We start from the raw sequence: 13398 nt of genomic DNA, 5'->3' as shown, positions 1-13398 counted from the left end.
GGGAAAATTAATCGCTGTACTTCATCGAAATGATAGTCAGCGCTTCAGGGCGAAGTACCCAGCCAGAGGTGGAACGCAGTTCGGAAAGCACATCGATCGCCCCGCCCGCAATCGGGGTGGGAATTTCACGCGGTGCCGCCATGTCGCACAGCATCAGTGATGTGGCTTCCAGTGACGGACTCAGTCTGGCGAATTCGTTGGTGTTGATTTTCGCGTTAACCTCAGGGCGCTCGACCTCCGGCATGGCGATGACGATCGCATCCGTTCCGTTTGCCCCGGCACCAATCAGCGTATCGTCATAACCCCATTCAATTTCACAATCAGCATCATCCCCCACACCATTAACGGTGCCTTTCACCGTGGAAGTACCACCGCCCGGACGCTGGTAACTGGTCAACTGAACGATCTGCTGCATTTCCATGGTACCCAGCGTGCGCTGAGGTCCGAGGATAACCATGCGTGACGCCCGGCCCATTTGCATAGTTCGGGTGCGGATCGCCTGAATCTGCGCCAGCAGGAATACCGCCATTTCGCCATGATCGTAAGTAAGTACGGTAGTGTTCCCGCGGCTGTCTGCCGGCAGGCTGATAGTAGTCGCACCGTTGGTGTTCAGTACCCCCTCACCGCCCGCCGGGTTCATTCCATAGAGCAGCGCGTTACGCATTTGCTGAAAAATCGCCTGCCGGGTACCGAGTCGCTGGGCTTCCGGAAGCGCAATCCCCCAGTTTCCCGCTGCGGCCATATCGTGATGATCGTAAATGGCGCGGGCACGGAACATATATGTCGGCGTGCTGACCATTCGCGCCTCCAGTGCCACAGAGGGTAACTGGTTGGCGTTACCTGACTGGCTTGAGGTGACCTGAGTGCGAATATCCAGGCGTTTCATATAAACGTACTGGTCGCCGTCTGCCAGGCGAACCAGCGGGTTACCGCTTGCCATGACAGAAAACGCACCGGATGCCTGCTGATACGACAGGATCATTTCCGGCATGATGTACGACGGATTTACAATTTGATAAGCGGGTGTAATAGCTGGCATTTCTTAGCCTCTCCTGATTACAGCAGAATTACCGCAGCGTTTCCGCTGTCGTTCCAGGTAGCAAAACCCGTTGCCGAATCGTAAGAAACGGTTTTGCTGTTACCCATCTGCATTTCGATGATTTTTACCGGAAGGGCAACGTCTTGCACTTTTGCCGCGCCTACCGTTCCCTGAGTGGTTGCATTGCCTGCAGGCACTGAAACCGGGGTAAAGGTGAATGTGGTTGCCGTAGGAACACTGAGCACCTGAACAATGCCGTTATATGCAGCAGGAGCCGCGCCTGTAATATCCACATAAACGCCCACTTTCAGGCCGTGCGCGCTGGCAGTCGTCGCGGTCGCAAATCCCGCTAAATTTGCGGTAGGCGCAGTCCAGGTAATAGCGGTTGTAGCCACATCTGCCGCCGCAGTGCTGAACACATCCAGACAATCCTCCGCAAAATTCCACACCAGCGGCTGATTAACAGAAATCCCCGCGCTGGCCAGAGAGATCACGGCATCAGAGGCTTTGACCGGAACACGCATTCCTGAGCCCAGGCGATAAAACGACACGCTCATATTGCTGAGGAGAAGCGGTACCGGGGATTGCGGCGTGGTCAGGCCGTTGTGTGCCTGGTTGAACACGGAAAAGCCCACCAGTTGTGAAAGGCTGGCTGCGCGTTTCATAATGCTGCCACGTGGTGCAGAAGAGGCGCCCGGTACCAGTTCGTTAACCGGCAGTCCGCCCCACAAAGGTTTTATTTCATCACTGGCAAGGGTACCGGATGCCAGCGCATAACGTGCCGCCGGATCGTCCAGCGCCACGCCCTGGATAAGACCATCAGATTTCGCGTAGAACGTGCCGCGCGCGTTAGTGGTCTGCATTGGATTAACTGACAATGCACTCGCCATATTTATTGTTCTCCGGTTGATTACTGTTTGATGCCAGCGACTTTGCGGCTGACAGCCTGGAACGGTGCCCATGTTGCGGACGGATCGCCGATAAAGGTACTGATACGGCGTCCGGTGGCGTCGGTGCGGATGACTTCACGTAACCCGGCGCCGGGCTCCAGACTGGATGCCGCTGATGCCTGCGCATCGGCATAGATTTTTTTCTCCGCAATACTCAGGAGCTGGCTGTCTGCGATGGCATGCAGATCCACTTCTTTATAGTCTGAAGAATATTTTTGCAGGCGAGTCATGATGCGACGGCGGTATGGCATAGCGCGTTCTCCCGCCATCGGCTGCGGCGCGCGCTCACCAAATGAAGCAAACACGCTGTCGGCCTTACACTGGGTATCAGCGATTTCATTGCGCTCTTCATCACTGAGTTCCTGCGGCACACGACTTTTCATTTCTTCCATGTCTGCGCGGATTTTTTCCAGTTCGGCATCCGCTTTGGCTTTTTCTTCTGCCTCCGCGTCCGCTTTGGCCTTTGCTTCGGCGTCAGCCTTCGCCCTTTCTTCCTCTTCCTTGAGTCGGGCGGCATCTTCATCAGCTTTCGCCTTTTCTGCTGCTTCAGCATCTGCTTTTGCTTTTTCCTCGGCGTCGGCCTTTGCGCGGGCTTCGCGAGCGTCCAGCGCCTGGTTAATGAGTGCTAATACTTTTTCTTCATCCATTTTCTGGACCTCGTTCAAAAGTGTGTCGGATTTAACTCCCGTCGGTTCCCCCAGCTTGTCCCAGACGCCCTGCTCACAAATAGCCAAGTGATCCAGTAAAACAGGGTTCCCCTCCAGCAGCAGCGGCTCGCCGTCGACGTTGATCAGAACGTCATCGCCGCCCGTCACCGTGGGGGATGTACTCAGTTGCCGCGTTGAAAGAATCGTGGCGGCGTCAGTGTCGTAGATGCGGGCCATTCCCCACACCTCATCACCCTGGATCCAGGCAAATGCAATCGCACCGATAGTCCTCGCGGCGTACTCCTCGCTGTTCAGCGTATTTTTCTCCGGGTGCAACCAGATAACCGGCAGGCCAGAGCACCGGGCGAGGAAATCATCAGTGAGGTAATTCTCGGGAGAGCGGTAAGCGTATTGCCTGAACTTAGAACGCCAGGTAACACCCGTTCCGGTGATACGCAGCGCCCACAGGTACATATTTCTGAAAAACTGCGGGGATGTGAGTTGCCCGTCGGCAATAAGCCCGGCAACGTCCTTTTCATTGAGTGGTTCGGCATCAAGCATTGCCACCATGCCGGGATGCAACGGCTCCGGCAGTTCATCCGGAGAAAACCAGCCACAGGCCTGATTTTCATCGTTCAGTACTGCGTCGAACTGCTCAGCATCATCTGCGAGGTAGGTAATATAGCCATCAATCAGGGTATGAGGCGTCAGCGGTGCGGAATAATCAAACCCGCATTCTTCCAGCACTTCACGCTTTGCCGCGGCTTCAGGCGTCTCCCCCTCTTCGAGTTTTCCGCCCGGTACCGCCCACGAACCATCATCCCCACGCTTAACCAGAAATATTTTCCCGCCAGACTTAAACAGGATCCCGGCAGCGTAGGTGTTCACTTATCCTCCATTTCTGAAGCCTTCAAAATTTGCTGTTCGGCGACCGACTGACATATTCCCCTCAGTAAATTTTCGCCATTTCTCGGTTTTCATTTCATCCGGCAGACTGCGCACGTTGTAGATATATGTCAGGTAACAACGACAAAATACCTCTTCGCCCGGTTGAGTGATTTCATCGAGATAGCCAGCCGGCCCCGCCTTCATAAATCCTTTCTTCAACGCCCAGTTACCGCGTATCGCATAGGTTTTCAGGTCGCGGTCTTTGTGTGGTTCCCGATAGTCATAATGGGGCTGGCGCCAGTGGCTGTGCCACACCGCCGCAATCGCCCCGCCATCGGTCGCAATGATGTTATCGATATTGGCAATCAGCTTATGTGTCTGGTCCACCATCACGCGGCGCCGTTCAAAATCAATCTGCCGCGCTGATTTGGCGATGTGCTGGCTTGTGGCAACCACGCCAGAACGCGATGAAGCGGATAAACCGGGACTTATCGATGTAATGGGAGGAATGCTGGTTGCCCAGCCACTGAAACGCTGAATTGTCCGGTCAACAGCCTGTGTACGGTTCAGCTTTATCAGGTCGGCAGAAGCCATAATCCGCCTGTCCAGCTCTGCCCGCAGTTTTGGTTCAAGATAATTCAGTGTGAAACGGCTGACGCCAGGATGACGCTTAAGTGCCCTCTCCCGGCCAACTTCCAGATCGTAAGCAGCAGTCAGACGCCGGGACACATATCTGTAAAAATCATCGCCGCCGATTTTATCCTCAGTGGCATTACGCAGGCGCTCAGTCCACATAATCAGACTTTCTTCACTGCTGTAACCATGTTCCAGAAAGAATTTAATCGCGTCACGCAGCTCTTTCAGAAAGGAGTTCATCAAAATTCCCCTCACCAGGCGGTGTTACATCCGGCGGATTTTGTTCAAGCTGCTCGTAATCCAGTTCCAGACGATCCGCAAACAGGTTTTCGTTCATATTGGCGTTCTCACAGGCCCATTTAATGAGTGTCGCCCTGTTTTGCGGGTCTTTGGTGAGTTGTGGCAACAGCACAGTCAACATCTCAGTAATCGCCTTAAAGCGTGTTTCATCGACTTTAACTTTTTCGCTTTCAGGCTCTTTCAGCGATGACGGCCAGACGTAATCAAAGTTGTTCACCCAGGAACTGAAAGCCGCCTCCCAACTGATGCTTTTGTATTCCGGCAAATCGTTTTTCAGCGCCTCGAAAAACTCAGGCGACCACGCCCGGTACTGAACGATGCGAACGAAAAAATCATACAGCGGCTGTAAATCTTTGCGCACATCGTCGATATACTGGGCGACCGCTTTTGCGTCCTCTGTTCCTTCACCAAATCCGCGCGTAAACGTCTCGCTGTTGAGCAGAATCGCGGGCATGTCTGCCGCCGTCGCGATATTCGCCAGAATGTGATTACGGGCGGTATCAAGCGGTTTTTCCAGATTCTGCATGTCGAGAGATTCAATTTTGTCGTGTTCCCCCACCTGCAATACATCACCATTGCCACCGCGTTTCAGCATCCAGCGCTTAATGCCGGACATTTTCTGCATCATGTTATTGACGATAGAGCTGGCCTGTTTGATGAACGCCACCAGCAGTCCGGCTTTAATCGTCACCATGTCGTCAGCGCGCATGGACTGAATAAATGATTTCAGCGGATACAGCGCGCGCTGATAAACGCTGCGCCCGGCAAAGCCGAATGATGATGGCGTGTAGGCCAGATAAATCGGATCCTCGTTCATCATCACACAGCACCGGCTATGGTGATATGGCTTACTGGCGACTGTTACATTCCCGACCTTTTGAAAGTCAGCGGAATTTGGATCCTGATTCATCACAATTGAGCCAGCAGTATTCATCGGGTCCAGCACGTTAAAAGTGATGGACTTTTTATACAGCGACTCAAACTCAGCAGCTTCGTTCGTTGGCTCTCCGTCGACAAGCATCACCACAGCGCCAACACCGTAAATTCGGGACTGACGCGCTGTATTGGCAATGATGCGATCGGCTTTAATCGCTTTCCACTCGCGCTCGAAAGCTTCACGCAGGCGCCTTTCAGGTCCACGAGTAACATGTACAGTTCGCGGTTCCGACATCGCCAGTTTTATCGGGCGGTCGACCATCTTTCCGCCCAGCGGATGAAACAAATAAATCAGCTTGCAGAGCTCATAACCCGCCTGCGCGCCGGGTTCAATGCTCCCGCCCTCCAGAATCTTGCTGAGGACGCCAGCATTGCTGCCCATGCAAATATCGTCGTCGTCCTGCATCAGAACCCCTCTCCGTTACCAAGACCAAGCGCGACACCGTAGTTAAAGCAGTCAAACAGATCGTCGTCCTGGTTTTCTTCACCAATGATGAACTGGAGTACCTGCGTCAGAAGATGGTTTTTCTTCGACTGTTTGTACTCAACGATTTTGTCAAAGGCGTATTTAGAAATGCGTACCTTCCCGGACGCCACATAACCAGAAATGTTGATGGCGCGGGATTCTTTGGGAAGTGACGTTAACTCACTGTCGACAGGGTGGACGTTCCAGCCCTCGTTAGCGCCCTGCTGTAACAGGGTGATGCCGGTTGCCTTATCCTCAATAAACAGGCCTGTGGTCCCCATACGGGCGCGGCAGATTTCGCTAAGGTGTTTAGCTTTACCTTCCCACTGCGGCACAACGTCTTTCAGGAAATACCCGTCAATCTGGATAATGTCCCAGTCCAGAATGATAAGGTGTGGCGACGGCAGGTTATCCAGCGCAAACCAGATACACGCGGATCCGTCGTTCTGGAGTTTTCCCTTTTGCGCACAGTCAACAACACCATAAACCGTATCGCAGGAAAACGGATAATCAACAGGCGCGCCGTTCTCCAGCAACCAGTCGAGCTTGAAAAAGTTCTGCCCGCGCCAGTCCACGAATTCAGCGTTGTATTCCTGCTGAACCACCAGCGGAGGGCGACCATCGATAATTCGGGCCAGCGCCGCCGGATTAATTGTCGGGTTAGCCGCAGTCGGCGCATGATGTTCCTCCCAGCCCATCGATTTATCATTACAGGCCTGATAGAAAAAATTCTCGTCATCAACGCCTTTCGGCGTACCGGCCATCACCGCATCGCCGTCAAAGTCGAGCAGCGTCGGCTCAATGGCCTGTTCCCAGATATCCCTCATGCCCTTTTTGACGAGACTGCCCTCATCAATAATGACTTTGTGATATTTTCGGGAGCGCCCGGCATCGGGATTATCCAGCGTCCAGAACTCAACCAGACCGCCGCCAATCAGTTCAATAATCGAATCGGTCTTACTGGAACTAATCGTGATCGGCTTTAACAGGTCACGGATGGTCTTAAACGACGGCAACAGGATTTTATAAGACGGCGCAAACCAGCCAACACGCATCTGACGAGCCGCCCAGTTTCCACCAGCCTGCTCCAGCATCGTGGTTTTACCGAAGCGGCGCCCGGCACGGATGACTTTTCGCTTTGCCGGAGAACGGTAAATTTTCTTCTGCCCCGCATGGAACGGCAGGAACTCAATAACATGTTCAGTCGCCATCAGGGGAATTCACCAGTTTAATGACCACTGTCGGCTCGTCGTCTTTGCCCTTGCCTTTACGCTTAAGCTCAACTTCCTGTTCCAGACGTTCAGCCTCGGCGGTGCGTTTTCGGATTTCCAGATCCAACAACCGTTGCGCCAGTTCGGATTCAGCCAGCCCCAGGCGCCGCATAATCGCTTCAAACATTTTTTCGCGACTGATGGTCGATATCTCGATACCGCCCTTCACCAGTTTCGTACCGGAATAAGCAAGGCGGGCTATCGGGGACAGTTTGGTGGTATCAGCGAAATGAGGTCGTCCTACACCATCACCATTACATCGGGGACAATCAGGGTTAGGCTCGCGGTTGTGGTTGTAGCCATATCCGCCAGCATCGTCCGGCTCTTTCCCTTTTTTGGCTTTTGCCTCCGCTTCCCTCTCTTCGAACTCAATAACATCACGCCATTGGTAGTTATGACCAAAGCCCCAGCAGTAACGACAACATCCACGGCGATATTGCGAGATTTCGTTAGCGTCGAACGTAGCGAGCTGCCACATTTTTTCGAGCACTTCATCTGCACTCGCCAAAGTGCGCACCAGTGAATCTCTTTGCTGCTGCGCAATTGCCTGCGCAACGTGAGGTAATGTTAGGAGTTGCCTACCGTAGCTTGCGTCACTGTAACCAGCGCGCTCTGCTGCGGCTGTTGCGTTCTGGTCTATGAGGTATTCAGCGACAAAGCGTTTTTGTTGGGGAGTGAATTCACTATTAAGAAGTTTTTCTGCGCTTTTTTTTGCCTGCGCAGTGCGCATTTTTTTCTGCGCATTTTTTTGCGCACTTTGCGCAGTCGGTTTCTTGATGTAACGGCGGGCAGTAGCGTAATTCAGTCCCTGCGCTTCACACCAGTCTTTTGGGGATATACCGGATTTAGCATGCTCGGCGAGGAACTGGTGTTGCAGTGCTCCCCAGTCCGGTTTTGCCATAATTCTGCACCTGAAGTTAAAACCATTACATGGGACTCCCCATGGTGATGGCAATAAAAAACCCGCCGTAGCGGGTAATTAATCAGATAGAAAAATTACTCTTCGTCATCATCGGTTTCCAGAGCGTCCTGGATAGCGTCAGCTAAGGCGTTAATCTCTGATGCGACTTTCTTCAAATCAAACTCAGTTTTAATACCAGTATAGGAAGATGGCGCGCTCACAGAAGCTTTTGCGATCTCTAATGCAGCTTCTACAGCCATAACTCGCCTTTCTTGATCTGTCGTTAATCTCGCAAAATAATCTTTTAACATTTCAATTCCCTTTTTTACCCTGCCGAAGTGGTGGGCTACAAAATATAAATGGGGATTTCACAACATAATTCAAGGGCATTATCGCAGACACTCAGGGAATGCCTGCTGTAATGCTTACTTACGTAACCGTTCCAGCAAATCCTTCTCAAATATCCCGGTACTTTTACACTCCACCGGTTTCACCTTGTCGTTACCGTCGGCAGTATCCAGTCCGGCAGTGCCTGTCACCATTACCGAAACATTACTGCCTTCACCGGCACTCCAGACCTGCGCGACGATACGGTAATGCTCCTGGATATTTTGTGTCTGCGGTAACAGTGAACAATCCAGATACAACGAACTCAGTTCCGGGTCATCCCCTGTACCGGCGATAATCCCTGTGGTCTGGTCGTTAACACTGGCTGTGATGGCCTTCTCCCTGAAATACAGCGCCACGGCATTCAGCAACTCATCCGGTTTACGGTTACCGATGAAAGAGGTTGATATCTGTTCGCTCATCCCTGGCTGTTGCCCGGTCTGGCTGCCCTGCTGTTGCTGCCCTCCCGTTTTAACCGGACCATACACAGTAATGCAGCCGCCAAGACAAAGTGCGGCAGCGGTGGCTAATATACGGCGCATAGTCATTACCGATAATAAAGCGTTGTACAACCGGCGAGGGACACACATACCAGGGCCAGTACGAATAATTTTGCCTTCATTAATTTTCCTTGTTATCAGGTTTCAGTTCTGCCCGGTCACTTTGTCCCAGGTGCGTTCGCATGTGCTTCCGGCGACATAACGCTCATCAGCCTCTTTTGCGAACTTTCCCGCCAGATCGTCAGCTTCGCCAAGCAACTGGGCGAGCAGTATTCCGGTCTCGGCTTTTGCCTGGCTTGCTGCGGCAAGAGCGGAAAGCCTGCCGGTTTCACTTCCTGCGAGCTGCCGTTGTACTGCTGCGAGCTGCTGTTGCAGCCCACCACGAGCACGCTCAGCAGCATCAGCATCAGCCTGTATTTTTGCCAGTTCTTCATCGGCTCTTTTCCGTTCTTCATCTGCGGCGTGCTGGCGACGCTGCTCTTTCGCTCTTTCGGTTACTTCATGCTGCAATGCGGCGGTCGCATCGGTAAGGTCTCGTTGCGCCCACTGGAATTTCCAGGATGTATCCGCTTTCTGATAACCTCGTGAATAACACCAATACGCACCAGCACATAACAAAAAAGCCACCAGCAGTATTTCTGCTAATGGCTTCCAGAATTTTTTAAGCAATTTCAGCAGTACTATCATACGAGCACCGATTTTGCTTTCTCAAAGCGCTCCCACCGATCACCAATACCGTTCTGTCCTCCGTTGATTATCTGCGTAACGCGTACCATGTCGCAGGAGTATTTCAGACACCCTTTAGTCACAAAGAACCACGCTGCGGATCGGGCAGCATATCCTTCCTGCTCCAGCAGTTGTGGCACCAGCAATAAATCAATACCCAGCGCATCACCGCACTTGTGGTAATTGTCACGACCGGTAATCTGGATAAGCCCACGCCCGCGATACCTCCAGCCATCTCCGGCGTCTTTGTTACCCATGCGGCCACCGTAAACCAGATTGGCTATTTGTGGCTGGTGGGCAACCTGGCGACCATCAATACGCCCCAGCATTTCGCACTGATAAGTCGTCAGGCGTTTACCAAACGTCTTCTTCAGCGCCTCCACCGAATAATTGAAATTTTCCTTCAGAACAGTAAATCCGGCTGATTCATGCCCCGTTTGTGCAATGAACATGGCCTGATCCAGTGGTGCAGTAATACCGAATTCGCTCATTGCCGCACCAATGTGTGGAAACCAGCGCGCAGAAAGCCCGGCGCTAATACCAGCCGCCTGCTGAAATTGTTGTTGATTCATCAGTGCCTCAGTGCATCGACCAGACGCGCCACATTACCGCGAGCCCACAGCACAGCGGCGCAGATAAGGATATTCACCATCACCACCAGCCAGTGGGATGATCCATATAGACCAAAAACAAACCGGAAAGGGACGCTGGCATATACCAGCACCATGACATAGGCCAGTAACGAAATCAGGGGGCGGTGTGTCGCATCACCGCGTCGGTAAAACATCAGAACGATGACTATCACCCCACAAATTACGGAATTCAGAACTGCAGAAGGGTCATTTGCTACCATCTGATCCCCCTCCCCTGATACGAGAAAGAATACTGAACAGGCTATTCAGATCCTGACTGTTAAGAAAAGTGAGAAACTTTATACACATTGCAGAAATAATCACTGCACCAAGTGCATCCAGTGGTTTTTCATAATGCGTTATTGCCGCAAGCTTAGTACCTATCAGCCCGGCGCCAAGCACTCCCACAATAAATGATGTAATAAAATAAGCGACCAGCCTGATGCGTCCGATGTTGGTTGCCGTGGCGACATAAAACACCGCGCCGGCAAAAGCACCGAATACCACACCATAATCGGTTCCGGTTGCCAGACCGAATACACTGGCCCCCATTAATCCACCAGCCAACACTGTCGCACTGGATACAGGTTCGGACATTCATCCCCCTCTGGTTATGTGGGTCCTCTCAGTTATGAGGGGAAATAAAAAGGCTGCCTGATGGCAGCCCTGATAAGGTTTAAGTCATTTAAACTGGCGGCTGTAACGGCCCAGACAGTACTTCTGCTTCACCGTTATGGCAGATATCATCACCCCTTGTCAGATGCCAGACACCGACAATAAGCTGTCCTGATTCCAGATCGTCAACTGTGTCATTCGTATAGTATGCCACCTGAGCAACACCGTTATGCTGAATCCAGTAATACCCTTCTTTCATTCACACCTCCGCAAGACTAAGCAAATAGTATAAGGCGAAGCAGAAAATGCCGCGGTGCAAGAAACCACAACTCAAATCCTGTTGTACAGGCTGCTCTTTCCAGTCATAGCCCCACCACCGATAGCTCAGATGGCGCAGTGTGTGATCAAAGGGTCAGGCTTCACGGGCTGCGTTTGCTACGTAGGTAATATCGATGGTGGTTCCCGGAGCCTGATATAGTGGACGGGCTCTACGCAAGCGTCTGTCGGATTGGGTTATGAGCCGTCCGCCAGTGAGCCCTGAATGTGAAAAAGCCCCGATGATTACCGAGACCTGCAAACGAAAAAAACCGCCGTGGCGGGTTCTTCTTTGAATCTGTCGCTGCGGATAAAGCTTCGCGAGCTTATCTGAATTCAAGCAACACCCGCGCAATCATGCAAACGAAATCTGTCAGGTTTTTTTTCGAATACTTCACACATTGGCTGATACAACATTGCTTCTGCCATTTGTAACCAGACATCAATTCTGCTTTCGCAGGTTCTCAGACACCACTCCGGATGCATTTCGTTTAGTTCTCTCGCCATTGCCTTTTTGCTCATTCGACGCTTATATCGCTGGCAGATAAGACCAAACAGCTTCTTATGGCCAGCACGAACAAGGATTTCACCGATCACAGCATCCATCATAAGCCCTTCCGCATCTGTGCAAAAAGCCAGGTGACTTTTATTTTTCCCGGCAAGTAGATCCTCAAAATATTCCCGCAACTCATCCTTACTTAAACCTGATGCTTTGAGATGCCGTAATACCTGCTGTATGGCGGTTTTACTCACTTTTTTCGAAGCGAGAAGCGCATTAAACATATCACCACCAGTCCCTCCGCCTATGTGTGACCAGCGGCCCCACATACGTAATTTACCCTGAATCCACACGGATTCGAGCGTGCGAAGCCGGAATGTCTCATCGGGTTTTCCTGAAGTTGAAGGATAAATCATATAAAGCCTTCCTCTCTCCATATCTGTTGAGTACGGAAAACACCTTCAGCGTGATATAGCCTCAGGGTGTCTTGATCAATATCGGTTTTCACACGACCATCGATTACGTCATGACAAGAGTTGCATGCAATGGCACCTTGCATGTCATGTGGTTTAATGCCCGTTCCACAGGTATCACTCATGCGATAATGGGCCAGCACACTGGTTTCAGGATTGAAATTACAGATCCCCGGAATTCGTACAGTACACATGCGATCGCGGGCCTGCTTTGTCAGGTCGATTTTTTTCATGCGGCATAACTGAATAGTTGGGCGGCGGCGTTCTCCGCTGCCTGCTGAGTCGGGAATGTGCGGTATAAGATATAATTCCAGAGCACATCAAGAACGGATTTATAAAGCTGGGAGAATTCAATATCGTCCATTTTTGCGAACGATATAGATTTTGGTTCTTTGCGGCTGGTGCCATCCGGCATCTGGTATTCAGTATAAAAACCTGATTCGATTGTCACCCATGCGCGGAACGCTTCAAAGGATTTGACGGAGCTGATATTGCTGGCGCGTTTCTCAGCTTCTTCATGCAGATATTGATCGGCCAGTTCCTGGAGTGTTTCTTCGTGACCCGCGTAGTGAGCAACCAGTTGTACATATCCCCGAACCAGTTTTTTATCTGCCGGGGATATTGCACCGCCCGACGGTTGCCAGTAATCGAACCCAAGATTGAGGAGTGCGAAAAATTTTCTGTGAAACGCTGCATTACGTGCCTGTTTAAAGTCGGCATACAAAACAGCGCCCAGACGAAATTTTTTGTCGATAAATTCGCGAGCATCCGGGGTTGCTGGAATAAGTACACCGCCCGCTGATTTTACAAATGAATACTGCGCCATTGGTTTCCCCTTTAGCGCAGCAATTGCTCAGAAATACAGTTTGCCGGGTGTTCAGTCCGGTACCGTGATTATACCCTTTGTTTACCTTTTTGAACAACAATACAGCCTGCTTGTTCTGCCAGTTCTAACAATGATTTAAGGGATGCGACATGTTCATCGTCGTACACGTTTCTTAAAGACATCACCTTGCCATTTTTACAGGTAATGAGAACGCGACCATTATCGGGGAGATGTTCCCCTATCTCCGTCTTTTTAAACACGCGCCCTCCCTGCGATAACTGTATAGATATCCAGTATATATACTCCTTAGTAATTGGAAGTGCAAACTTTTAAAGGCACAAAACGTTAAAAAATGAAATAGATTTATTATTTAACACTATGTTAAATAAAG

18 protein-coding genes are annotated in these 13398 nt (G+C 51.4%); all 18 read right to left on the bottom strand.

From position 1 onward, the window contains the following. Window positions 1–7: 7 nt before the first annotated feature. The 18 genes from ACLJRE_RS04110 to ACLJRE_RS04025 all read right to left on the bottom strand — a co-directional run bounded on the left by ACLJRE_RS04110 (window position 8) and on the right by ACLJRE_RS04025 (window position 13267). Window positions 8–1039, bottom strand: a complete 1032-nt coding sequence (locus ACLJRE_RS04110; protein WP_001110972.1) for a major capsid family protein — start codon at window positions 1037–1039, stop codon at window positions 8–10. Between the two features lie 17 nt (window positions 1040–1056). Next, window positions 1057–1929 carry a hypothetical protein gene (locus ACLJRE_RS04105; protein WP_058108915.1) on the bottom strand — a complete coding sequence of 291 codons (873 nt, stop codon included), beginning with the start codon at window positions 1927–1929 and terminating at the stop codon, window positions 1057–1059. Between the two features lie 20 nt (window positions 1930–1949). After that, window positions 1950–3524 (bottom strand): NUDIX hydrolase, encoded by a 1575-nt coding sequence (locus tag ACLJRE_RS04100; protein WP_410957323.1) that lies wholly within the window; start codon window positions 3522–3524, stop codon window positions 1950–1952. After that, a complete protein-coding gene (locus ACLJRE_RS04095) occupies window positions 3525–4400 on the bottom strand; it encodes a hypothetical protein (protein WP_010835735.1) in 876 nt (291 codons plus the stop codon). Next, complete coding sequence (locus ACLJRE_RS04090) at window positions 4372–5802, bottom strand: anti-CBASS protein Acb1 family protein (protein ID WP_001150142.1); 1431 nt, start codon at window positions 5800–5802, stop codon at window positions 4372–4374. Before ACLJRE_RS04090 ends, ACLJRE_RS04095 begins: the two co-directional genes overlap by 29 nt. After that, the gene (locus ACLJRE_RS04085) at window positions 5802–7073 is read right to left on the bottom strand and encodes a hypothetical protein (protein WP_010835733.1); all 1272 of its coding nucleotides are present in this window, start codon (window positions 7071–7073) and stop codon (window positions 5802–5804) included. Before ACLJRE_RS04085 ends, ACLJRE_RS04090 begins: the two co-directional genes overlap by 1 nt. Then, entirely contained in the window at window positions 7063–8034 is a 972-nt protein-coding gene (locus ACLJRE_RS04080) for a terminase small subunit (protein ID WP_410957320.1), read from the bottom strand. The genes ACLJRE_RS04085 and ACLJRE_RS04080 overlap by 11 nt, the downstream gene beginning before the upstream one ends. 95 nt (window positions 8035–8129) lie before the next feature. Continuing rightward, window positions 8130–8345 carry a hypothetical protein gene (locus tag ACLJRE_RS04075; protein WP_058108913.1) on the bottom strand — a complete coding sequence of 72 codons (216 nt, stop codon included), beginning with the start codon at window positions 8343–8345 and terminating at the stop codon, window positions 8130–8132. A 114-nt stretch (window positions 8346–8459) separates the two neighbouring features. Continuing rightward, a complete protein-coding gene (locus tag ACLJRE_RS04070) occupies window positions 8460–8963 on the bottom strand; it encodes a hypothetical protein (protein ID WP_023233167.1) in 504 nt (167 codons plus the stop codon). Between the two features lie 102 nt (window positions 8964–9065). Then, window positions 9066–9608: a DUF2514 family protein gene (locus tag ACLJRE_RS04065; protein WP_058108912.1), complete on the bottom strand. Its 543-nt coding sequence runs from the start codon at window positions 9606–9608 to the stop codon at window positions 9066–9068. Beyond that, on the bottom strand, window positions 9605–10219 hold the full coding sequence (locus tag ACLJRE_RS04060) for a glycoside hydrolase family 19 protein (RefSeq protein ID WP_058108911.1): 615 nt from the start codon (window positions 10217–10219) through the stop codon (window positions 9605–9607). The genes ACLJRE_RS04065 and ACLJRE_RS04060 overlap by 4 nt, the downstream gene beginning before the upstream one ends. Then, on the bottom strand, window positions 10219–10500 hold the full coding sequence (locus ACLJRE_RS04055) for a phage holin family protein (protein ID WP_058108910.1): 282 nt from the start codon (window positions 10498–10500) through the stop codon (window positions 10219–10221). The genes ACLJRE_RS04060 and ACLJRE_RS04055 overlap by 1 nt, the downstream gene beginning before the upstream one ends. Then, window positions 10487–10876 carry a phage holin family protein gene (locus tag ACLJRE_RS04050; protein WP_001623349.1) on the bottom strand — a complete coding sequence of 130 codons (390 nt, stop codon included), beginning with the start codon at window positions 10874–10876 and terminating at the stop codon, window positions 10487–10489. Before ACLJRE_RS04050 ends, ACLJRE_RS04055 begins: the two co-directional genes overlap by 14 nt. 88 nt (window positions 10877–10964) lie before the next feature. Further along, entirely contained in the window at window positions 10965–11153 is a 189-nt protein-coding gene (locus ACLJRE_RS04045; RefSeq protein WP_023221874.1) for a hypothetical protein, read from the bottom strand. A 392-nt stretch (window positions 11154–11545) separates the two neighbouring features. Next, on the bottom strand, window positions 11546–12124 hold the full coding sequence (locus tag ACLJRE_RS04040) for a DUF1133 family protein (protein ID WP_000640103.1): 579 nt from the start codon (window positions 12122–12124) through the stop codon (window positions 11546–11548). Then, entirely contained in the window at window positions 12121–12414 is a 294-nt protein-coding gene (locus ACLJRE_RS04035; RefSeq protein WP_000717784.1) for a DUF1364 domain-containing protein, read from the bottom strand. Before ACLJRE_RS04035 ends, ACLJRE_RS04040 begins: the two co-directional genes overlap by 4 nt. After that, window positions 12411–13007, bottom strand: coding sequence for a DUF1367 family protein (locus ACLJRE_RS04030; RefSeq protein ID WP_000090037.1), 597 nt, complete (start codon window positions 13005–13007; stop codon window positions 12411–12413). Before ACLJRE_RS04030 ends, ACLJRE_RS04035 begins: the two co-directional genes overlap by 4 nt. Window positions 13008–13075: 68 nt before the next feature. Further along, the gene (locus ACLJRE_RS04025) at window positions 13076–13267 is read right to left on the bottom strand and encodes a hypothetical protein (protein WP_000474096.1); all 192 of its coding nucleotides are present in this window, start codon (window positions 13265–13267) and stop codon (window positions 13076–13078) included. Window positions 13268–13398: the final 131 nt, after the last annotated feature.

This window comes from Salmonella sp. SAL04157 (assembly GCF_046551635.1).
In the GTDB taxonomy this organism is placed as follows: Bacteria; Pseudomonadota; Gammaproteobacteria; order Enterobacterales; family Enterobacteriaceae; genus Salmonella; species Salmonella enterica.
The sequence above is the reverse complement of the archived record's forward strand: the minus strand, read 5'-3'. Positions and strand labels throughout refer to the sequence as shown.

Coding starts and splice junctions, on each gene's coding strand:
- ACLJRE_RS04110 (WP_001110972.1), bottom strand. CDS start 1,039: ATGCCAGCTATTACACCCGCTTATCAAATTGTAAATCCGTCGTACATC.
- ACLJRE_RS04105 (WP_058108915.1), bottom strand. CDS start 1,929: ATGGCGAGTGCATTGTCAGTTAATCCAATGCAGACCACTAACGCGCGC.
- ACLJRE_RS04095 (WP_010835735.1), bottom strand. CDS start 4,400: ATGAACTCCTTTCTGAAAGAGCTGCGTGACGCGATTAAATTCTTTCTG.
- ACLJRE_RS04090 (WP_001150142.1), bottom strand. CDS start 5,802: ATGCAGGACGACGACGATATTTGCATGGGCAGCAATGCTGGCGTCCTC.
- ACLJRE_RS04085 (WP_010835733.1), bottom strand. CDS start 7,073: ATGGCGACTGAACATGTTATTGAGTTCCTGCCGTTCCATGCGGGGCAG.
- ACLJRE_RS04080 (WP_410957320.1), bottom strand. CDS start 8,034: ATGGCAAAACCGGACTGGGGAGCACTGCAACACCAGTTCCTCGCCGAG.
- ACLJRE_RS04075 (WP_058108913.1), bottom strand. CDS start 8,345: ATGTTAAAAGATTATTTTGCGAGATTAACGACAGATCAAGAAAGGCGA.
- ACLJRE_RS04070 (WP_023233167.1), bottom strand. CDS start 8,963: ATGCGCCGTATATTAGCCACCGCTGCCGCACTTTGTCTTGGCGGCTGC.
- ACLJRE_RS04065 (WP_058108912.1), bottom strand. CDS start 9,608: ATGATAGTACTGCTGAAATTGCTTAAAAAATTCTGGAAGCCATTAGCA.
- ACLJRE_RS04060 (WP_058108911.1), bottom strand. CDS start 10,219: ATGAATCAACAACAATTTCAGCAGGCGGCTGGTATTAGCGCCGGGCTT.
- ACLJRE_RS04055 (WP_058108910.1), bottom strand. CDS start 10,500: ATGGTAGCAAATGACCCTTCTGCAGTTCTGAATTCCGTAATTTGTGGG.
- ACLJRE_RS04050 (WP_001623349.1), bottom strand. CDS start 10,876: ATGTCCGAACCTGTATCCAGTGCGACAGTGTTGGCTGGTGGATTAATG.
- ACLJRE_RS04045 (WP_023221874.1), bottom strand. CDS start 11,153: ATGAAAGAAGGGTATTACTGGATTCAGCATAACGGTGTTGCTCAGGTG.
- ACLJRE_RS04040 (WP_000640103.1), bottom strand. CDS start 12,124: ATGATTTATCCTTCAACTTCAGGAAAACCCGATGAGACATTCCGGCTT.
- ACLJRE_RS04035 (WP_000717784.1), bottom strand. CDS start 12,414: ATGAAAAAAATCGACCTGACAAAGCAGGCCCGCGATCGCATGTGTACT.
- ACLJRE_RS04030 (WP_000090037.1), bottom strand. CDS start 13,007: ATGGCGCAGTATTCATTTGTAAAATCAGCGGGCGGTGTACTTATTCCA.